This is a genomic window from Thermus caldifontis (assembly GCF_003336745.1).
GTDB lineage: Bacteria > Deinococcota > Deinococci > Deinococcales > Thermaceae > Thermus > Thermus caldifontis.
The window spans coordinates 289,428-309,408 of the sequence record NZ_QGMX01000001.1 but is presented as its reverse complement, the minus strand read 5'-3'; the positions used below and the strand labels follow the sequence as shown (position 1 = coordinate 309,408).

Annotated in this window: 12 protein-coding genes; 10 read left to right on the top strand and 2 right to left on the bottom strand. The window is 67.8% G+C overall.

What is annotated here, in order from left to right:
* Nucleotides 1–8: 8 nt before the first annotated feature.
* Nucleotides 9–1,667 (top strand): GTPase HflX, encoded by a 1,659-nt coding sequence (gene hflX, locus DK874_RS03395; protein WP_114312627.1) that lies wholly within the window; start codon nucleotides 9–11, stop codon nucleotides 1,665–1,667.
* On the opposite strand, the gene DK874_RS03390 is transcribed toward hflX, so the two are convergent.
* The gene (locus DK874_RS03390) at nucleotides 1,655–1,921 is read right to left on the bottom strand and encodes an acylphosphatase (RefSeq protein ID WP_114312626.1); all 267 of its coding nucleotides are present in this window, start codon (nucleotides 1,919–1,921) and stop codon (nucleotides 1,655–1,657) included. The two genes, hflX and DK874_RS03390, sit on opposite strands and share 13 nt — an antisense overlap.
* Before the next feature lie 204 nt (nucleotides 1,922–2,125).
* Between DK874_RS03390 and DK874_RS03385 the strand changes: the two genes are divergently transcribed.
* From DK874_RS03385 to DK874_RS03360, 6 genes are all read left to right on the top strand, one after another.
* Nucleotides 2,126–10,210, top strand: a complete 8,085-nt coding sequence (locus tag DK874_RS03385; protein ID WP_114312704.1) for a translocation/assembly module TamB domain-containing protein — start codon at nucleotides 2,126–2,128, stop codon at nucleotides 10,208–10,210.
* Nucleotides 10,211–10,222: 12 nt separating this feature from the next.
* On the top strand, nucleotides 10,223–11,254 hold the full coding sequence (gene tdh / locus DK874_RS03380) for an L-threonine 3-dehydrogenase (protein ID WP_114312625.1): 1,032 nt from the start codon (nucleotides 10,223–10,225) through the stop codon (nucleotides 11,252–11,254).
* A 71-nt stretch (nucleotides 11,255–11,325) separates the two neighbouring features.
* Nucleotides 11,326–12,387, top strand: a complete 1,062-nt coding sequence (locus DK874_RS03375; protein ID WP_114312624.1) for a PQQ-dependent sugar dehydrogenase — start codon at nucleotides 11,326–11,328, stop codon at nucleotides 12,385–12,387.
* Between the two features lie 9 nt (nucleotides 12,388–12,396).
* Nucleotides 12,397–13,389, top strand: a complete 993-nt coding sequence (mtnA, locus tag DK874_RS03370) for an S-methyl-5-thioribose-1-phosphate isomerase (RefSeq protein ID WP_114312623.1) — start codon at nucleotides 12,397–12,399, stop codon at nucleotides 13,387–13,389.
* The gene (locus DK874_RS03365) at nucleotides 13,370–13,984 is read left to right on the top strand and encodes a ComF family protein (protein WP_114312622.1); all 615 of its coding nucleotides are present in this window, start codon (nucleotides 13,370–13,372) and stop codon (nucleotides 13,982–13,984) included. The genes mtnA and DK874_RS03365 overlap by 20 nt, the downstream gene beginning before the upstream one ends.
* 59 nt (nucleotides 13,985–14,043) lie before the next feature.
* Nucleotides 14,044–14,442, top strand: coding sequence for a DUF4258 domain-containing protein (locus DK874_RS03360; protein WP_114312621.1), 399 nt, complete (start codon nucleotides 14,044–14,046; stop codon nucleotides 14,440–14,442).
* Here DK874_RS03360 and DK874_RS03355 read toward each other — a convergent pair.
* Nucleotides 14,439–14,807, bottom strand: coding sequence for a zinc uptake transcriptional regulator (locus DK874_RS03355; RefSeq protein ID WP_114312620.1), 369 nt, complete (start codon nucleotides 14,805–14,807; stop codon nucleotides 14,439–14,441). The genes DK874_RS03360 and DK874_RS03355 overlap by 4 nt on opposite strands.
* 57 nt (nucleotides 14,808–14,864) lie before the next feature.
* Here DK874_RS03355 and DK874_RS03350 point away from each other — a divergent pair, with 57 nt between their 5' ends.
* From DK874_RS03350 to DK874_RS03340, 3 genes are read left to right on the top strand one after another with little or no spacing between them, the layout of a single operon-like run.
* On the top strand, nucleotides 14,865–15,878 hold the full coding sequence (locus tag DK874_RS03350) for a YibE/F family protein (RefSeq protein ID WP_114312619.1): 1,014 nt from the start codon (nucleotides 14,865–14,867) through the stop codon (nucleotides 15,876–15,878).
* 33 nt (nucleotides 15,879–15,911) lie between these two features.
* A complete protein-coding gene (locus tag DK874_RS03345) occupies nucleotides 15,912–17,033 on the top strand; it encodes a metallophosphoesterase family protein (protein ID WP_114312703.1) in 1,122 nt (373 codons plus the stop codon).
* Nucleotides 17,008–19,968 (top strand): AAA family ATPase, encoded by a 2,961-nt coding sequence (locus DK874_RS03340; protein ID WP_114312618.1) that lies wholly within the window; start codon nucleotides 17,008–17,010, stop codon nucleotides 19,966–19,968. The genes DK874_RS03345 and DK874_RS03340 overlap by 26 nt, the downstream gene beginning before the upstream one ends.
* The last annotated feature ends 13 nt before the right edge of the window (nucleotides 19,969–19,981 follow it).

The window sequence follows — 19,981 nt, the reverse complement described above, 5'->3', positions numbered from 1 at the left end:
AAGGTGCCTTGGAGAAGATCTTCGGTAAGTCCGAGGGGCTCAAGAAGAGCGAGCTTAAGCGGCTTTCCAACCTGTACCGCAGGCGAATCCCCAAGGAGAGGGTCCTCACGGCCGAGCTGGCCCAGGCCCTGGCTGGGCTTTCCCAGGAGGTGGGGAGGCCCATCAGCCTTCTTTTGGACCGGGAGGGCCGGGTGGTGCGGGTGGGGGTGGGGGATGCCAAGGACCTGCCCATCCCCGAGGGGGCCAAGGGGGAGAGGAGGCTATCGGGCTTCCGCCTCCTCCACACCCACCTGGGCAAGGGGGGGCTTTCCCGGCCGGACCTTACCGTGCTCTTTCTGAACCGGCTGGATAGCCTGGCGGCCCTCGAGGTGGAAGACGGCAGGCCCACCACCCTGCACCTGGCCTTCCTGGCCCCACCCCGCTCCCAGGAGGAGGACTGGCGCATCCTGCCCCCCAGGCCCTACTTCCAGTACCTGGAGTTTGATCATCTGAAGGAGGTGGAGGCCCTGGAGGAGGAGATGGCCCGCCAGGTGCGGGTGCGGGAACTTTTGGATGGGAGCGGGGAGCGGGCCATCCTGGTGGGCATCGACCGGGGGGAGGGTCCTGAGGCGGAGGCCTACCTGTCGGAGCTCGCCGAACTCACCCGCACCGCGGGGGGGGTGCCGGTGAAGAAGGTCTTGGTCTTCCGCCCCCACCTGGACCCCCGGTACCTGGTGGGCCTGGGCAAGCTGGAGGAGCTGAAAAGCCTGGCCTACCACGAGAACGCTTCCACCCTGATCTTCGGCCAGGAGCTTACCCCCACCCAGGCCCGGGAGATCGAAAGGGCCACGGGCCTAAAGGTCTTAGACCGCACCCAGCTCATCCTGGACATCTTTGCCCTGCACGCCAAAACCCCCGAGGCCAAGGCCCAGGTGGAGCTGGCCCAGCTCCGCTACCTCCTCCCCCGCCTGGTGGGGAAGGGGAAGGAGCTGAGCCGCTTAGGGGGTGGGATCGGCACCCGGGGCCCCGGGGAGACCAAGCTGGAGGTGGACCGAAGGAGGCTCCAGGAGCGGATCACCCACCTAAGCCACAAGCTCCAGGAGTACACCCGGCGCCGGGAGGAGGCGAGGAGGCAAAGGAAGCGCCGGGGGGTGCCCCTCATCGCCGTGGTGGGCTACACCAACGCCGGCAAGACCACCCTCCTTCAGGCCCTAGCCCGGGGCGGGGAGCCGGGGGAGGACAAGCTCTTCGCCACCCTTAGGCCCCTTACCCGCAGGGGCTTCCTGCCGGGGGTGGGGGAGGTGCTCTTCACCGACACCGTGGGCTTCATCCGCCAGATGCCCAAGGAGCTTCTCACCGCCTTCCGGGCCACCCTCGAGGAGGTAAGGGAAGCGGACCTTCTGGTCCATGTCCTGGATGCCTCCGAGGAGGGGGCCTTGGGCCGGTACCGGGTGGTGGAGGAGCTCTTGGCGGAACTCGAGGTGGAGGCCCCTAGGGTTTTGGCCCTCTCCAAGGCGGACCGGGCAGCCCCCTACGACCTCTTCTACCTGCGGGAAAGGCTGGGGGGAATAGCGGTTTCCGCTCTAAAGGGCACGGGGCTTCCCGAGCTCAAAGGGGCCCTGGCCGAGGCCCTTCTGAAGGTGGGCGTGCGGCCCCAGGCCTGGGCCCAGGCCCCTCAGTACACGTAAAAGCCCTTAAGGCCGGTTTCCTCGGCCCACCCTACCTCCACCTCCTCCACCCGGGCCAAGCGGGGGCCTTGCTTCAGGTGGTGGAGGAAGGCGAGGAGGTCCTCCTTGGGGCCTTCCGCCACCACCTCCACCCGGCCGTCGGGGAGGTTTTCCGCATAGCCGGAAAGGCCAAGCTCTAGGGCCTTTTTCTGGGCGAAGGCCCGGTACCCCACCCCCTGTACCCGTCCCTTCACCAAGGCTACAAGGCGCGGCATGCGTCCATTATCCCCCAAGGTTTACCCCCGGATCCCGTGGGCGCACCGGGATCGGGAAGAAGGCCTGGCCGGGGCCAGGGGCGGCCTACCGCTGGAGGGCGCTCCGTGGGTGCCGGGGAGCCTGGCCCCACCTGGGCGAAGCGGGTGGGGGTAGTCTAAGGGGTTGCCACGAGGTTTTCATCTCCCTTCTCTATGCTAAGGGGGATGCGGTGGGGGCTTTCCCTCCTCCTGGGGTTTATCCTCTTCCTCATCCTCCTACTGGCCTGGCCCCCCCTGCTCCGGAAGGCGGTGGAGCGGGGTATGGCCTTGGCGGGCTTTAGGGGGGAGGTGCGGGAGGTGGGGGGGCATCTCCTTCTTGGGCTTCGCCTGAAGGGGGTGCGGCTCCAAGGGGAGGGGGTGGCCCTCGAGGCGGAGGAGGTGCGCCTGGGTTATGACCTCCTGGGCCTCTTGCGCAAGGAGCTTCCCCTCTCCTTGGCCATAAGCAGGGCGAGGATAACGCCCACCTGGGAGGCCCTGATCCCAAAGAAGCCGGGGCCGCCCCCTGCCATTAGGACCGTCTTTCGGCAACTCCGGCTGGAGGAGGTCCAGGTGGAGCTTCCTAAAGGGAAGCGGCTTTTCCTGCCCCCCTTGCGCCTAACCCTAAGCGGGAAAAACCCCTATGCCTTCCTCGCCCGGCTTCCGGGAGGAAGCTTCCGGGGGGAGGCCCGGGCCTTAGCCCCGGACCTTTCCGCCTGGGAGGTTGGCTATAGGGGCGAGGTGAGGGGGCTTTCCTTTTTCTACCAGGGGCTTAAGGGGGGGAGGCTTTCCGGGGTTTTCCGCCTCCTGCCCTCGGGGGTGGAAGGGGAGGCCCAGGTGGAAGGGGGGGTGGTGGAGCTTGTGGGCTTCACCCTCACCCAGGTGGCGGGGCCCATCCGCCTAAGGGAGGATCGGGTGGAGGCGGAGCTAAGGGGAAGGGGTCTAGAAGGCCCCCTTTCCGCCCGGGTGGAGGTGGACCTTAGGGGGGAGCGCTACCGCTTCTCCCTAGAGGGGCGGCCTACCCTTCCCGCCCTGGCCCGGCACTACCGCCTCTCCTTGCCGGTGGAGGGGGATGGGGAGCTTTGGCTGGAAGGGGAAGGCTGGGACCAGATCCGGGTCCAGGGGCGTTTTGTGGGGGAGGGGCGGCTTTTGGGGGAGCCCTTTCGCCACCGGGGGACCCTTTCCTTTGACCGGGTTTTCCGGCTGGATGCGAAGGCGGAGGGGAAGCTCTTTGACCGCACCTACCGGCTGGGCGTGGGCCTGGTGGGCCAGGATTACCGGGCGAGCCTCGAGGACTCCCTTGGGAGCCGGCTTTCCCTGAAGGGCCAGGGAAACCGCACCGAGGCCCAGGGCCAGGTGGCCTGGCCTAAGCCCTTGGAAGGCTTGGCCCAGGTGGCCTTCAGGAGCCAAGGAAGCCGCTGGCAGGCCCGGGTGGAAAGCCCCGGAGTGCGCCTACCCTTCTTCCTACCCCTGGACCTCTCGGGGGAGGTGGTGGGGGAAGGGGACCGGGTGGAGGGGCGGCTTGGCCCCTTGGCCCTGGGGGGAAGCTGGAGCCAGCTTGGCCTTCGGCTCGCCCCCACGCCCTTGCAGGTGGGGAGGCTGGAAGGGGAAGGCAGGCTTCTTGGGGGAAGGCTGCAGGCCCGCTTGCGCTACAACTCCCCTTACACCGCCTTTCCCCTGGAGGTGTGGCAGGAAGGAGGGGCCTACCGCTTCCAGACCCCCCATGGGGAAGGGGTGTACCGGGGCGGGGCCTTGGCCCTTAGCTTCCGGGGGTTACCCATCCGGGCCTTGGACGAGTTCCGGCTTTCCGGCCAGGCCCTGTACCGGGAAGGGGGGCTTTCGGGGAGGCTTAGCCTAAGGGGCCGCTACCTGGAGGCGGAAGGAAGGTTGCGCCGCCTGGGGACGGAGGTCCAGGGGAGGCTTTTGACCCCTTTGGGGGAGCTTCCCTTCGCCGGGGCCTACGACCCCGAGCCCGGCCTGGTCCTGAGGGCCCAGGACCTTCTTCTGCGCTACCAGAAGGGGCTAAGCCTGAAGGGAAGGGCGGAGCTTGGACCCCTAGCCCTCCAGGCGGACCTGGCTTGGGACGGGGGCTTCCGGGGCCATGCCCGGGTGGAAAGCCCCTGGCTGGCGGGGGTGCTAAAGGGGGAGGGGGGGAGGCTTCGGTTGCTGGGCCTCGAGGGGTATGCCGAGGGCCAGGGTGAGGTCTACCCCCAGCTTGAGGTGAGGGGCCAGCTGAAACCCCCTTGGCCGGAGGGGCTAGAGGTACCCGTGCTTTCCTTCCACCTGGACCGAAGGGGGCTGGAGGTGGAGGGGGTGGGGCGGCTGGACTTCGCCGAAGGGTTCCCCTTTCATCTGGACCTCCCCTGGAGTTACCGGGGCCTTTCCGGACGGTTCCAGGCGGTGGGCACCCTGGAGGGAGGCCGTCTTAGCCTTTCCCTTCCCTGGGGCCGCCTGGAGGCCCAGGGGGCCTGGCGGGACCTGGGGGTAAGGGGGCAGGGGGAGGCCCCTTATGTGGGTGCGGTGGGGGTGACGGGCCGGCTGGACCTGCTTGGGCTTTCCTACCGGGCCCAGGCCCGCCTGGGGAAACCCGCTTTGACCTTGAGCTTGGTGGGGCAGGGGGTAGGCTTGCGCTTTTTTGGCCAAGCCCCCGGCCTTCGCATCCTAGGGGGATACGAGAAGGGGCTGAGCCTCTTGCTGCAGGCGGAAGGGTTTGACCTTTCCCCTTGGGGGCTTCCCGTAAGGGCTAGGGGCACCTGGGGCACCCGGGGGGGAAGCCTCCGGCTGGAAAGCCCCTATGGGGAGGCTCTCCTCACGGGGAAGGAGCTTCTTTCCGCCCGGGCCAGGCTCCTTGGGCCCTACTTCCAAGGGGAGGGTAGGGTTTCCCCGGAGGGGCTCTTTCTGGCCCTCCGGGGCGCATACCAGCGGGACGGGGTGGCCCTCCGCTGGGTGGCGGAAGGGGGTGGGCCCTGGCGGGCCCTAAGCCTGGAGCTTTCCGGCGAGGCCGGGCTTCCCTACCTGGGGGCCTTGCCCCTTTCCGGCCGGGTCTGGACCGAGGGGGGAAGCCTCCGCTACCGCTTGCAGGGTCCCATTGCCCTGGAGGGCGAGGGGCTTAGCTATAGGGGAAGCTTCACCCTGCCCTTTGCCGCCTGGGGACGGGAAGGGAGGCTTCAAGGAAGCTTCCAGGGCCAGGGGCTTCGGGTGGAAGGGGAGGGGGAAGGGCGCTTCGCTGGCCTGGCCTTCGCCTTCCGGGGAGGGTTCGCCGAGGTCCCCTCCCTCGCCCTGGACTGGGAGGGGGGAAGGGCGGGGCTAAGGGGGGAGGAGGTGCGCTTCGTCCTGGAGGAGGTGGCCCCCCTGGCCGAGGCGTTAGGCTTTCCCCTTTCGGGTAGGGCGGAGGGCAGGCTTTCCCTTCGGGGGGAAGGGGAAGTCTGGGCCCAGCTGCGCTATGGAAAGGAGCCCTTGGCCCTGGACTACCGGGAAGGCGTTGTACGCCTTTTGCTGCCGGAGCGGGACCTGGGTTTGGCCTGGAACCCCAAGGAGGGATGGCTTGGGGGCCTGGGGAAGGTTTCCGGGGAGGGGAGGCTTCGCCTGGGGCCTGGCCTCAAGGGGGAGGTGGAGGGGGATTTCCGCTATGGTTCCCTGGAGCTTGGGCTTAGGGGTCCTTGGGAGGCCCTTTCCCTGGAGGTCCTTTACCGAGGGGAAGGGCTGGGAGAGACGGCGGTGAGGGGCCGGGTGAACCTGCTGGCCTTGAAGGGGGAGGGGGTCTTGCGGCACGCCTCCCCTTACGGGGAAGGGGTCCTTACCCTGGCGTGGGAAGGGGCCCGCTACTGGGGGGAGGGGAGGTTTAAGAGCCTCCGTTTTTTGGAACAGGAAGGGCCCTTGCGCCTCGAGGGGGAAGGGGCCCGGGCCCACCTCGCCTGGCAGGCCCCCTTGGCCTTGGGGGTCCGGTACGACGGGGCCTGGCACCTTTGGGCCAAGGGGGAAGGGGAAGTGGAGGGGATGGCCTTGCGGGCGGACCTCACCTGGGGTCCTGAAGGGTACTTGGGGGAGGTTTGGGCGGAGGGGCATGGGCTTGCCCTGAAGGGGAAAGGAGAGGGCCCCTTGCGCCTTACCCTGGAGGGCAGGGGCCTTCCGGGGGAGGCGAGGGGGGAAGCCACCCTGGAGGGCCTCCTCCTTTCCGGGAAGGCCCGGTACCGCCTGGAGCTGGGCCAAGCCCGCCTCGAGGCCCAGGGGGCCTTCCAGGCGGGGTGGCCCGAGGCCCTCCGGGGCCAGCCCTGGGGCCACCTGGAGGGCCAAGGAAGCCTCTTGGGGAAGGGGGAGGCCCTGCCCTTCCGCTTCGCCTACCGCTACCGGGGCGGGCCTTTAGGGGTGGAGGCCCTTTCCCTGGTGGGGGAGGCGGAGGGTTTCCGCTTGGGATTGGCGGAGGGGCATCTGGTCCTGGACCTGGACCGGGATCTAACCCCCTTTGGTGTCCCCGTGCGGCTTAAGGCCCAAGGGGACGGGCCCTGGCCGGAGGCCCTCGAGGTCCGCCTGGAGCGCCCAGAGGGGTGGCTTTCCGGGAAGGCCTGGCCATGGCCCCTGCGGGCGGAGCTTTCGGGGGAGGTGCTGGGGGAAAGGGTAAGGCTCCGGTACGGGGATGGGGAGGTGTTGGGGGATTTCCAGGGGCCAAGGCTTCGGGGGGAGGCCCGCTACCGCAAAGGGCTTTCCGGCCTCCTCGCCCTCCGCTACCCTCTGCCCCAGGGGGGGATAGCGGGAGGGGTGGACCTGGGGGCGGGTACGTTCCAGCTAAAGGGGGAGGGGGCCTGGAGGGGAGGCCTGGAGGGCAGGTTCTGCCTGCCGGCTCCCCTGGGCGGGTGCCCGGGCCTCGAGGGGGAGGTGCGAGGCGGCCTGGCCCACGGGGAGTACGCCTTTACCGGAAGCTACGCCTACCGGGCGAAGGAAGGCTACCTGGGGGAGGTCTTTGGGGAGGGGAGGGTTTCCAGCCCTTACGGGGGGGTCCTGATCCGGGGAGCGGGGCTGGGCCTGGACCTCATGGGGGAGGGCCTTCCCCTTGAGGGGCGGCTCGACCTCCACCCCTTCCGCCTGGCCTACCGCTACGCCGGGGCCCTGCCCCGGGGCCTGGGGGAGCTTTGGGCCGAGGGGGTCTACCCCGGGGAGTGGCTTGGGGGCCGGTACCGGTACGGGGAGGTGGAGCTCGGCCTTGTGGGCCTACCCGGGTTCCAGGTGGAGGTTTCCGGGAAGGGGGTATCGGGAAGGCTGGGTCCAGAAGGGCCTGACCTGGTGCTTCAGGGGTTTACCTACGGTCCCTTAAGCCTTTCGGGCAAGGTGGCAGGCCCCTGGCGGGAGGTGGGGCTGGACCTTTCCCTGAAGGCCTTTGGCCGCCAGGCCCAGGCCCAGGGGCGGTATGGGGAGGAAGGGCTCGTTCTCGCCTTCCAGGGGGACTTGGAGGGGGAGGTGGACTGGAAGGAGGCCTGGCGGGGGAGGCTGGCCTTTAAGGAGGGAAGCCTGGAGCTTTCTGGAAAGGGCCTTCCCCAGCTTTCCGGGGAGGTCCTGGGGGAAAGGGTTCTTCTGGCCTGGCCCCTTCTGCAGGTGGGGGGGGTGCGCCTGGACCTGGCTTCCCGCCGGGCGGAAGGTGAGGGAAGGGTTTTGCAGGGCCTTCTTCCCGGGGGGCTGGCCGTGCGGGGCGAGGGGGAGGGCCTCAAGGTGGGGTACCGGGTACCCGGCTTGGACCTGCCCTTGGAGGGAAGGCTGGACCTGAAGGGGCTTTCCCTGCTGCTTGTGAGCCCAGAAGGGGAAGGGGCCTTGCGCTACGCCGGAGGGAGGGTGGAGGGGTCCTTGGCCTTGCGCCCCTACGGCTTCCCCTTGCGCCTGGAGGGGGAGGGGGAGCGGGTGCGGCTTATGGGGGAGCATCCCGCCTTCCCCTGGTGGGTGGCGGGGGCAGGGAGCCTGGAGGGAGAGGTGGACCTTTCCGGAGCCTACCGGCTTACCTACCGGGCGGGGGAGCAGGTCATAAGGCTTTCGGGGAAGCTTCTCCAGGCCCGCCTCGAGGCCCAAGGCCCCTACCTTGCTGGTGCCCTTTCCTACCCTGCGGCGGGGGAGCTTCGGGTAGACCTTCCCCTTCCCCCCCTGGAAAGCCGCTTCCGGGGCCGGGTCTTCGGGGAAGGGTATGGGGTGGAGGGGGTGCTGGAGGGATCCGTGGGCCGCATCACCGCCAAGGGCAAGCTCTTACCCCTGGCTGGGGAGGTGCGCTTGGAGCGGGCCAATCTGGAAGACTTTGCCGGCCGTTATGCCCCCTACTTGAAAGGCTGGGTTTCTGGAAATCTAGCCATAAAAGGCCTGGAAGCCCAGGCCCAGCTGGAAGGGGAGGCAGGGGTGTCGGGCACCCGCCTACCCCTTCGCTTCCTGGGCCTCCTGGCACGGGGAGGGGTTAGGGGGGAGGGGCGGCTTGGGGAAAGCGCCTTCCGGGTGGACCTCGAGGGGGAGCGGCTGGACCTTGCCGCTTCCCCGAGGGGTTTCCCCCTCCACCTCCTCCTCATGGCGGTGGCGGGCCCTTTGGAGGGGGAGGCCTACTGGACGGGAGCGGTGCGCCTGCGCCTTCCCCTCTCGGATCCCCTAAAGGGCGAGGGGGTCTTGGTGGGGGAGGCCTTGCGCTTTGTGGGGGCGGGGGATGAGCTTAGGGGCCAGGCGGTCTTGCGCTTGGAGGGCGGGCGGGTCCATGTGGACCGGCTTAGCCTTTCGGGCCGGGGGAGCTGGGAGGGTGGGGGGTACTGGGGTAAGGAGGGAAGCGACCTTTACCTGAGCCTTAAGGACACGGTCTTTACCCCCGTGCTCCAGGTGGTCCCGGCCCTGAAACCCTACCGGCCTGAGGGCTCGGGGAGCCTGCTGCTTCGCCTCAGGGGGGATGGGTTCCAGGCGGAGTTTAGGGATTTCCGTTTCCGGTTAGGGCCGGTGGCCGGGTACCTGCCCCAAGGGCTTCTTTCCCTAAACGGCGGGGCCAAGGCGGAAGGGGAGCTCACCCTCCTCGCCCCCTTCCCGGGAAGGGCCAGGCTGGGCCTCGAGGGGCGCTTGGAGGACTTCCGCGTGAGCGCCAAGGGAGCGGTTTCCCTCCCAGGGCTTAAGGAGGAAACCCCGGCGGAGGTGGCCTTCCGCTACCCGGGCTATGGGGTGGAGATCCAGCTGGGAGAGGCCCAGGCCCAAGGGACCCTTTTCCCCTTGCGCCTGGCGGGTTATGGCCGGCTTCCCCTTGCCTACCCCCAGTACTACCTGCAAGAGGGTCTTCTGGATGTGAAGAGTTTCTTCCTCTACGAGGAAAAGGGCACCTACCACCTCACGGGAAACGCCGAGGTGTTGAGGGCCCGCCTGGCCCTGCCGGAGGCCCAGACCCGGCAGCTTTCCCGCGAGGGGGTGGCCTTGCAGGCCCCCACGGGGAAGCCCACACCTGTGCCCTTGGTGTTTGAGGGGGTGAGGGTTTATGCAGAACGGGGCATCCTGGTGCAGGAAAGCCTGGCCCAAGGGGAGCTCAAGGGGGAGGTCTTCTTGGGCGGTAGCTACGGGGACCCCTTCTTGGCGGGGGAGGTGCGAAGCCTTTGGGGAAGCTTTCGGCTATGGGATTCCCTCTTCGCTTTGGATCCAGGGGAAAGCGCCTTGCGCTTCCGACCGGATCGGGGCCTCCTGCCCGAGTTCGGGCTGAAGGCCCTGGCGGAAACCCGGGGGTACAAGGTGATCCTGCAAGCCAAGGGGGAGTTCCTTCGGGAAAATGGCCGGGTGAAGGTACGCCTTGAACCCCAGTTCACCTCCGATCCCCCCCTCAGCGAGCCGGAGATCTACGCCCTCCTCACCCTGGGCACCCCCGATGTGACCCGCCTGGCGGAAACCCTACCCCAGGTGGCCCTGGGGGCCGCCTTGGAGAACCTGGTCCTGGGGCAGCTGGAACGGGAGCTCACCAAGGCCTTGGGGCTGGATCGCTTCCAGGTGCAGGTGCCCCTTCTCCAGGGTGGGGACCTGGGGGATGTGCGCTTCTCCGTGGGCAAGTACCTTAGCCCTGAGCTCTTTTTGGGCTACGAGGTGGACCTCAGGGGCCAGCAGACCCTAAGCGCCCAGTACCGGCGGGATGGCCTGACCTTCTCCTTGGCCTCCACCTTCCTTCCCGGGGACGGCAGGCTTTCCCGTTTCACCTTTGCCCTGGGGTACGACCTGACCCCCGCCCTGGGGTTGAGTTTCAGCCTCGAGGCCGCCGACGCCACCCGTTTCAGCGTGGGGGCCCTTTACCGGTGGTAGCATGGCCCCGGTATGCGCGCTCTAGCCAAGCAGGTCCCCGAAGAGGGCCTAACCCTAGTGGAGCGCCCCCTGCCCGAACCGGGCCCGGGGGAGATCCTGGTGCGGGTGGAGGCCGCCAGCATCTGCGGCACCGACCTCCACATCTGGCGGTGGGACGGTTGGGCCAGGGGGCGGATTAAGCCCCCCCTCATCACCGGCCACGAGTTCAGCGGGGTGGTGGAACGGGTGGGTCCCGGGGTGAAGAGGCCCCAGGTGGGGGACCACGTGAGCTTGGAAAGCCACATCGTCTGCCATGCCTGCCCCGCCTGTCGCACGGGCAACTACCACGTGTGTTTGCATACCGAGATCCTGGGGGTGGACCGGGACGGGGGCTTTGCCGAGTACGTGGTGGTGCCGGCGGAAAACGCCTGGGTGAACCCGAGGAATCTGCCCTTTGAGGTGGGGGCCATTCTGGAGCCCTTTGGGAATGCGGTGCACACGGTGTACGCAGGAAGCGGGGTGTCCGGCAAAAGCGTCCTCATCACCGGGGCGGGGCCCATCGGCCTCATGGCGGCCATGGTGGCCCGGGCCAGCGGAGCCGGGCCCATCCTGGTCTCCGACCCCAATCCCTACCGCCTCTCCTTTGCCAGACCCTACGCCGACCGGCTCGTGAACCCCCTGGAGGAGGATTTGCTTTCCGTGGTGCGGGAGGTGACGGGAAGCGGGGTGGAGGTGCTTTTGGAGTTTTCCGGAAACGAAACCGCCATCCACCAGGGGCTAAAGGCCCTGATCCCTGGGGGGGAGGCCAGGATCCTGGGGATTCCCTCCGATCCCATCCGCTTTGACCTGGCGGGGGAGCTGGTCATGCGGGGGATCACCGCCTACGGCATTGCGGGAAGAAGGCTTTGGCAGACCTGGATGCAGGGTACCGCCTTGGTCTATTCGGGCCGGGTGGACCTTACCCCCCTCATCACCCACCGCCTGCCCATGAGCCGGTACCGGGAGGCCTTCGGCCTTTTGGCCTCGGGGCAGGCGGTGAAGGTGATCCTGGACCCCAAGGCCTAGGCCCGGGGTGTGCGGGGAACACCCTCGGGTTTCGGGTGCGTGTGCTAGGCTCAGCCGCAAGGGGGTTAGGTATGGTTTCCCGCAGGCGGGTGCTGGTGGGCCTTCTGGGGCTTTCCCTGGTTCGGGGGCAGGGGCTTCGGGTGGAGGAGGTGGTGGGGGGCCTCGAGGTGCCCTGGGCCCTGGCTTTTTTCCCCGACGGGAGCTTTCTGGTTTCCGAGCGGCCGGGGCGGATCCGGCGGGTGCGGGGGGGAAAGGCCACAGTCTATGCCGAGCTTCCCGTCTACCACCAGGGGGAGTCGGGGCTTTTGGGCCTGGCCCCTCATCCCCACTTTCCCCAGGAGCCCTACCTCTACGCCTACCGCACGGTGGCGGAAGGGGGCCTCAGGAACCAGGTGGTGCGGCTAAGGCACCAAGGGGAGAAGGGGATTTTGGAGCGGGTCATTCTGGATGGGATCCCCGCCCGCGCCCACGGTTTGCACTCCGGGGGGCGGCTTGCCTTCGGCCCCGACGGGATGCTTTATGTGACCACGGGGGAGGCCTACGAGCGGGAGCTGGCCCAGGACCTCTCCTCCTTGGGGGGCAAGATCTTGAGGATCACCCCAGAGGGCAAGCCGGCGCCGGGGAACCCCTTCCTGGACCGGCCCGGGACCCGGCCCGAGGTCTACAGCTATGGTCACCGCAACCCCCAGGGCTTGGCCTGGCACCCGGGCACGGGGGAGCTTTTTTCCAGCGAGCATGGACCCAGCGGGGAGCTGGGCTTTGGCCACGACGAGGTGAACGTGATCGTCCCCGGGGGGAACTACGGCTGGCCCCGGGTGGTGGGCCGGGGAAACGACCCCCGCTACCGGGACCCCCTCTACTTCTGGCCCGAGGGTTTCCCTCCCGGGAACCTGGCCTTTTGGAGGGGAGGGCTGTACGTGGCGGGGCTTAGGGGCCAGGCCCTTCTACGGCTTTCCCTGGAGGGGGAAAGGGGCAACTGGCGGGTGGTGCGGGTGGATACCGCTCTAAGCGGGTACGGACGCCTAAGGGAGGTGCAGGTGGGGCCGGATGGCGCCCTGTACGTCACCACCTCCAACCGGGACGGGCGGGGCCAGGTGCGCCCCAACGACGACAAGGTGCTGAGGCTGCGTTAGGCTTTAAGGGTGGAAAGGATCCTGCCCTTTCGCTTTGACGAAAAGGAAGGGGTCTTCTGGCTTCTGGACCAGAGGAGGCTTCCCCTCGAGGAGGTCGTTGTCCCCGTGCGCACCGCCAAGGAGATGGCCGAGGCCATCCGGGCCATGGTGGTGCGGGGGGCCCCGGCCATAGGGGTTTCCGCTGCCTTTGGCATGGTGCTGGCTCACCTAAGGGGCGAGAACCTGGAGGAGGCGGACCGGCTTTTGCGGCAAAGCCGACCCACGGCGGTGAACCTCTTCCACGCCCTGGACCGGATGCGCCCCCATTGGGGCAACCTGGAAGGAAGCCTGAAGGAAGCCCTGGCCATCTGGCACGAGGTGGAGGAGACGGAAAGGGCCATCAGCCAGCATGGGGCCAAGGTTTTGCGAGGCCAGGTCCTCACCCACTGCAACACGGGCCCGCTGGCCACCGGAGGATACGGCACCGCCTTGGGGGCCATCGTGGAGGCTTTCCGCCAGGGGCGGGTGTCCCACGTCTGGGTGGACGAGACCCGGCCTTACCTGCAAGGGGCCAGGCTCACCGCCTATGAGCTGCAAAAGGCAGGGGTTCCCGCCACCCTGATCACCGACAATATGGCGGGCTTCCTCATGGCAAGGGGCCGGGTGGACGTGGTCTTGGTGGGGGTGGACCGCATGGCCTTGAATGGGGACTTCGCCAACAAGATCGGCACCTACGCCCTGGCGGTCCTCGCCCACCACCACGGGATTCCCTTCTACGCCGCCCTGCCCCTTTCCTCCGTGGACCCGGGCCTGGAAAGCGGGGAGGGCATCCCCATTGAAGAGCGCCCGGCCGAGGAGGTCCTGGAGCTAAGGGGGATGCGCCTTGCTCCCCCCGGCTTTCCTGCCTACCACCCCGCCTTTGACGTGACGCCCCACCGTTACCTTACGGGGATCGTCACGGAGAGGGGCATCCTCTATCCTCCCTTTGACGAGGCCCTGCGCCATGCTTTGGGGTTGGCTTGAGGCCCTTTTGGGGCACACCTGCCCGGGATGCGGGGGCAGGCTGGATGCCCCCCTCCTTTGCACCCGTTGCCGCCAGGGCCTACGGGCTTTCCCTGGGCCAGGCCTGGTCTACCTAGGTCTCTATAACCGTATGGGAGGGGTGGTGCGGGCCTTAAAGTACCGGAGGCGCTTTGCCCTGGCCCCCCTCCTGGCCCGGCCCCTGGCGGAGGGAGTCCGGGCCCAGGGCTGGGAACTCCAAGGGGTCACGGCGGTTCCCACGCTGCTTCCCCGCCTCCTCCTAAGGGGGTACAACCCCCCGGAGCTCCTGGCCCAAGAGGTGGCCCGGCTGCTGGGTGTCCCTTACCGTAGGGTGCTCCGGAGGGTCCGCTACACGCCAAGCCAGCCCACCCGGGGCCGGGCTCGAGGGCGCTTGCCCCAGGACCTCTTCGCCCCGGTGCTTTCCGTAAAGGGAAACTGGCTTTTGCTGGACGACGTCTTAACCAGCGGGGCCACCTTCCTTAGGGCCAAGGAGGCCCTCCTTAAGGCGGGGGCAAGCCAGGTTTACGGGGCCTTCTTAGCGGTGCGGGACCCTGGGGCCCTGGGGCCTTACCGCTAAAGCCCACACTCTTTCCCTCCCCGGGACTTAGACTGGAAGGGCAAGGGGGGTGGGTTCCCGTGAAAAAGCTGCGCCGCTTGGACGACCTTCTGCCCCACCTCCGGGAAGGCCGCTACCGGCTTGGGCCCCATGTGGCCAAGCACATGCTTCAGGAGGGCTTCACCGAGCTGGATGTGCTAAGGGCCTTGGAATGGGGCAGGGAACTGGCCATCTATCCCGAGGACCAAAGGATGCTGGTTTTGGGCTACATGGTCTTTCCCCCGCGCCTGAAACTCCCCCTGCATGTGGTGCTGGAGTACGCCACCCCGAGGCACGTGGACATCGTGACCGCCTTTATCCCCAAGGAACCCTACCGGGTCTACTCCCGGGCCCGGATCGCCGCCATCCTGCGCTTTGACGGGGCCTTGGAAGAGGTGCGCTGGACTAAGCCCAAAGAGGCCTACCCAGCATGGGACTAGGCGCATTCCGGGCAGCGGCCAAACACCGTGACCTCGTGCCCCTCGGCTTGGAATCCGGGAGGGAGGTGGCCTTCCAGGGCCAGGTCGCAGCCTAAGAGCTCGTACACCCTGCCGCAAAGGCGACAGAGGAAGTGGTGGTGGTGCCCTTTGCCAGCGGGCTCGTAGCGGGCAGGCTCGCCGGGCAGGGCCACGGGGGCGAGGAACCCCTCTTCCACCAAGCCCTTCAAGGTGCGGTACACGGTGGCGAGGCCTAAGGAGGGTACCTTTTTCCTGGCCAGTTCCAGGACCTCCTGCGGGGAAAGGGGGCGGCCCGCCTCCAAAAAGGCCTCCCGGATGGCCCGCCGTTGCCGGGTGGAGCGCTCCATGGCCTTAGGATAGCAAGTTGAGAAGAAGTTTTCATCGTAGCCGGGTAGAGTGGCAGTATGCGCCTTTGGATCCTTTTGGGATTCCTCCTCCTCCCCGCCCTAGCCCAGGGGCAAGGCCGGTACCTGGTAGGGCGGGTCCTGGCCCTCACGGAGCGGGGCGTGGCCCTGGTGGAGGCGGAGGGGAGGAGGCTTGAGGCCCTTCTTCCCGTGGATGGCGGCCACTACCGGGTGGGCCAGCGGGTGGTCCTCTACCAGGAGGGCGGGAGGACCTACGTCACCGAGCCCGACCGTATCCCCTGGCTCCTTGGCCTTTTGGGCTTATTCGCCCTCCTGGCTGGCCTTCTAGGCCGGGGGAAGGGGGTGAGAGGGCTTCTGGGCACCTTCCTGAGCCTTTTGGTGGTGGTTTACTTCGTGGTCCCCAGGGTGGCGGCGGGAGGGAACCCCCTTCTCTACGCCTTTTTGGGAAGCGTGGGGGTGCTGCTTCTCACCGTCTACCTGGTCCACGGGGTAAACCGCAAGACCACGGCGGCCCTTTTGGGCACCCTGGCCTCGGTGGCCTTGGTCCTCCTCCTGGCCCTCTTCTTCACCCGGGCCCTGGGGTTCACGGGCCTGGCCTCGGAGGAGGCCCTCCTCCTGAGGCAATGGGGTGGGGTGGACCTGGTCTCCCTCTTCTTGGCGGGGGTGGTGGTGGGGGCCTTGGGGGCCTTGACCGACGTGACCGTGACCCAGGCGGCGGTGGTCCAGGCCCTGGCCCACGCCAACCCCCGCTTTGGCCCTTGGGAGCTTTACCGGAGGGGCATGGAGGTGGGCTACGACCATATCGGCAGCCTGGTGAACACCCTGGTCCTGGCCTACGCCGCAGGCTCCTTGCCCCTTTTCCTCCTCCTCACCAAGGACCCCACCCCCTTGCGCTTCCTCCTCAACACAGAACCCTTTGCCGCCGAGATGGTCTCCATGGTCCTGGGCTCCTTGGGGCTTCTGCTGGCGGTACCCCTCACCACCTTGGTGGCCGCCTGGTTCTTCCGGGGGGGAAGGGGTGGGCCTCCCGAGGGCCATGACCACCCCCATTAGGGTGAAAAGGGGGTTGCTGGCATAATGGAAACCGTGCGCCTATTGCACACCGCGGACTGGCACCTAGGCAAGGTATTAAAGGGCGTGGATCGCACCCCGGAAATCGCAGAGGCGTTGAACACCCTCCTGGAGATGGTGGCCAAGGAAGGGGTGGACCTGGTGGTGGTCTCGGGGGACCTCTTCGACCGCCCCCAGGTATCCGCCGAGGCCGAGGCCATGGCAGTGGAGTTTTTCCTGCGCCTTCGGGAGCTTGGGGTTCCCGCCTTGGTCATCGCGGGCAACCACGATCCCAAGGAGCGCCTCGAGGCCCTCTCCCCCCTCTTTGCCCTGGCGGGGGCGGAGGTGAGGGGCAGGCCCCTTTTCCGGGAGGAAGGGGGGGTGGTCCGGGTGGGGGACCTGGAGGCGGCCCTCCTTCCATTTGTTTCCGAGCGCATCCTGGTGAAAAAGGTCCTTCAGGAAGCCGAAGAACGCCACCGCACCTACGCCGAGGCCATGCGGCGGATCCTTTCCAACCTGGAAAGCCCCCTCATGTTGGGGCACTTTGCCCTGGTGGGGGCGCGGCCGGGGGCGGGGGAGTTCGCCTTCCACCTCACGGGTAGTTACGCCGTGCCGCCTTCCGCCCTGCCCCTGGGGGCCCGCTATGTGGCCCTGGGCCACATCCACCGCCAGCAACAAGTTTCCGAGGCTCCCACGGCCTGGTATGCGGGAAGCCTCATCCAGCTGGATTTTGGGGAGGGGGAGGAGGCGGAGCGGGGGGCCTTGCTGGTGGAGGTGCCCGAGAGGGGGCCGGTCCAGGTCTATCCCCTACGGGAGCGGTGGGGTAAGCCCCTTAGAACCTTCCGCCTGAAGCCCGAGGAGCTGGACGGCAGGCTTCCCGAGCTGGAGCGATTTCCCGGCTACCTCAGGCTGGTGGTGGAGGGCAGGCTTTCCCCGGCGGTGAAGGAAAGGCTCTTCCAGGGGCTTCCCCATCTCCTGGCGGTGGAGACCGCCGGGGTTTGGGAGGAGGGAGGAGGGGCCTTGGGTCCGGAGCTGGGCTTGGTGGAAGCCTATCAGCGCTACCTAAAGGAGCGGGGGCGCCAGGAGGAGGCGCTTTTGGAGCGGTTTGGCCAGGTGCTCAAGGAGGTGGAGCTTGAGGCCCTTGCGCCTGGAGCTTGAGGGGTTTGGCCCCTACCGGGAGCGGCAGGGGGTGGACTTCTCCGACGTGGAGCTTTTCGCCATCACCGGGCCCACGGGAAGTGGGAAGAGCTCCCTTCTAGACGCCATCGCCTTCGCCCTTTATGGCCTCGTGCCCCGGGTGGGGCGGAACGTGGGAAGCCTGGTCCACCCCGCCGCCAGCGAGGCCCGGGTGCGCCTCACCTTCCAGGTGGGGGGAAGGGTCTATCGGGTGGAAAGGGTGCGGGGGAAAAGGAGCGAGGGCAGGCTGTTCCAGGTGGAGCCCCATGGGGAGAAGCTTCTTCCCCTGGAAACTCTGGAGGCCCTGAACCGGGTCCTGGAGGAGCTTTTGGGCCTCACCTATGAGGCCTTCACCCGGGCCCTGCTCCTTCCCCAGGGGGAGTTTGACCGCTTCCTTAAAGGGGAGGCCCGGGAAAGGCGCAGGCTCCTTTTGGACCTCTTTGAGCTTTCCCGCTTGGATAGGGCCCGGGAAAAGGCGGCCTCCCGCAAGGCGGCCCTCCTGGAGGAGAAGGGCCGGCTGGAGGGGGAGCTTTTGGGGCTTCTTGGGATGGGCCTCGAGGCAAAGGAGGAGCTGGAGAAGGAGCTGGCGGCCCTGTCCCAGGAGATCGCCCGCCTTTTGCAGGAGAAGGGGCAACTGGAAGAGGAGCTTGCCAAGGGGAAGGACCTACAGTCCCTTCTTAAGCGCCTAAGGGAGTTGGAAGGCCGCTTAAGCCGCCTTAGGGCGGAGGCCCCCCGCATGGCGGAGGTGGAGGAAAGGCTTAAGAAGGCGGAGGAGGCGGAAAGGGCCTTGCCCCTTTGGCAAGACTTAAGGCGCAAGGAGGAGGCCTTGGCCGCCACCCGGAGGAGGCTTCGGGAGGTGCGGGAGCGGCTTGAAAAGCTGGAACAGGAGCGCCAGGCCCTGGCCTTTGACCCCGGGGCCTTAAAGGAGGCGCAAAAGGCCCTCTTGGAGGCGGAAGGGCTTAGGGCCCTCGAGGCCCTTTGGCGGCGGGTGGGGGTGAAGGAGCACCCCACCCCCAGGGTGGGCCTTTCCCCCGAGGCCTATGGGGAGGCCCTGGAGTCCTTGCTTCAGGAGGAGGCCCTTTTGGCGGAGAGGGAGCGGGGGTTGGCCCGACTGGTGGAGGGGCAAAGGCGGCTTAAGGAGAAGGAGGAGGCCTTAAGCCGTCTTAAGGAGGCCCTGGAGCGCCTGGTGGCGGAAGGGGGGCAGGCCCGGGCCCAGGTGGAGGCCCTGGAGGAGGCCCGGAAGGGGGCCGAGGCCCACCGGCTTGGGCTGGAGCTGGAGGCGATCGGAAGGCAAAGGAGGCTTTTGGAGGAGGAAAAAGGGCGCCTGGAGGCGGAGCTTGCCCACCTGACCCAGGAGGAGAAGCGGCTTGGGCTTCTTGCCTACCGCGACCTTCTGCGCCCGGGGGAGCCCTGCCCCCTGTGCGGCGGCGTGGTCCACGCACTGCCCCCGGCGCTGGAGGGGCACGGGGCCTCCGGCCTCAGGAAGAGGCGGGAGGAGGGGGAGAGGGCCTTGCGGGAGGTCCTGACCCGGCTTGGGGCCCTGGCGGAGGAGGAGAGGGCCAAGCGGGAGGCCCTAAAGGCCCTGGGGGTTCCACCCCGCCCCGGCGATCCCAAGGCCCTGGAAGAGGAGCTTCAGGGGGCGCAAGCGAGGCTTCAGGAGCTTAGGGAAAGGTACCGGGAAAAGCAGGGGGAGGCCCGGGCCCTCGAGGAGGAGCTGAAGCGGCTTTCCCGGGAGTTGGAGCATGGGCGCCAGGAGCTTTCCGGCCTGGAGGGGGAGGTAGGGGCCCTAACGGATCCCGGTAAGCAGGAAGCGGCCTGGGAAAGGGTCCGGGAAGCCCTTGCCTCCTTGCGGCGGGAGAAGGAGGCCTTGGGGGCTGGGCTTTACCGCCTGCTTGGGGAAAAGACGGGGGGGAGGCCGGTGGCGGAGCACATCGGGCGGCTTTCCCGAAGGCTGGAGGAGCTGGAAAGGAAGGAAGGGCGGGACCGCCAACTGGCCGAGGCCCTGGAGGAGGTTTCCCGGACCCTGGCGGGGCTTTTGGCCCAAGAGGAGGAGCAGAAAAAGGCCCTGGAGGAGGCCAAGAGCCGGGTCTTGGGCCTCATGCCCGAGGAGGAGGCCAAGGCCCTCTACCTCTCCCCCGAGGAGCGAAAGGCCTTGGCGGAGAGGGTCCGGGCCCACCGGGAGGAGCTTTCCCAGGTGGAGACCCTCCTGGTGGAGGCGGAAAAAGAGGTTAGGGCCCGTTTTCCCGGCCCCCTCCCTTCCCTGGAGGAGGTGGAGGCCCGCCTGCGCTTGGAGGAGGCGCGGTTTTCCCAGGTGCAGGAGGACCTCCAGGGCAAAATGGGGAAAAAGGCCGTTTTGGAAGAGCGGCTCAAGGCCATGGAGGAAAAGCTCAAGCACCGCCAGGTGCTCGAGGCCCGCCTGGCGGAGGTGGTGCGGGAGGTGGACCTGTGGGAAAAGCTAGCCTTTGACCTGCAGCAGAACAACTTCCCCGCCTACCTCCTGGGCCTTAGGCAGAAAAGCCTGGTGGAGCGGGCGGATGAGCTCATGGCCACCCTTTCCGCAGGCCGCTACCGCCTCCGCTCTAAGGAGGACGAGTACCAGGTCCTGGACCTCTGGACGGAGGCGGTGCGCCCCGTGAAGACCCTTTCCGGCGGGGAAAGCTTCCTGGCCAGCCTTTCCCTGGCCCTGGCCCTTTCCGAGGAGCTTTCCCGGGGGCGGCTTGGAGCCCTCTTTTTGGACGAGGGCTTTGGCACCCTGGACCCGGAAACCCTGGAGGTGGTGGCGGGGGTGTTGGAAAGCCTCCCCACCCGGGGGCGGCTGGTGGGGATCGTCACCCACGTGGAGGCCTTGGCGGAGAGGCTTCCCGCAAGGCTTTTGGTGCGCAAGCATCCCTCCGGGAGCCGGGTGGAGTGGGCCTAGGGCCGGGCCTGGT

What these genes read in the sequence shown, in the direction of transcription:
- DK874_RS03390 (WP_114312626.1), bottom strand. Translation starts at nt 1,921, where the DNA reads ATGCCGCGCCTTGTAGCCTTGGTGAAGGGACGGGTACAGGGGGTGGGG.
- DK874_RS03385 (WP_114312704.1), top strand. Translation starts at nt 2,126, where the DNA reads ATGCGGTGGGGGCTTTCCCTCCTCCTGGGGTTTATCCTCTTCCTCATC.
- tdh (WP_114312625.1), top strand. Translation starts at nt 10,223, where the DNA reads ATGCGCGCTCTAGCCAAGCAGGTCCCCGAAGAGGGCCTAACCCTAGTG.
- DK874_RS03375 (WP_114312624.1), top strand. Translation starts at nt 11,326, where the DNA reads ATGGTTTCCCGCAGGCGGGTGCTGGTGGGCCTTCTGGGGCTTTCCCTG.
- DK874_RS03365 (WP_114312622.1), top strand. Translation starts at nt 13,370, where the DNA reads ATGCTTTGGGGTTGGCTTGAGGCCCTTTTGGGGCACACCTGCCCGGGA.
- DK874_RS03355 (WP_114312620.1), bottom strand. Translation starts at nt 14,807, where the DNA reads ATGGAGCGCTCCACCCGGCAACGGCGGGCCATCCGGGAGGCCTTTTTG.
- DK874_RS03350 (WP_114312619.1), top strand. Translation starts at nt 14,865, where the DNA reads ATGCGCCTTTGGATCCTTTTGGGATTCCTCCTCCTCCCCGCCCTAGCC.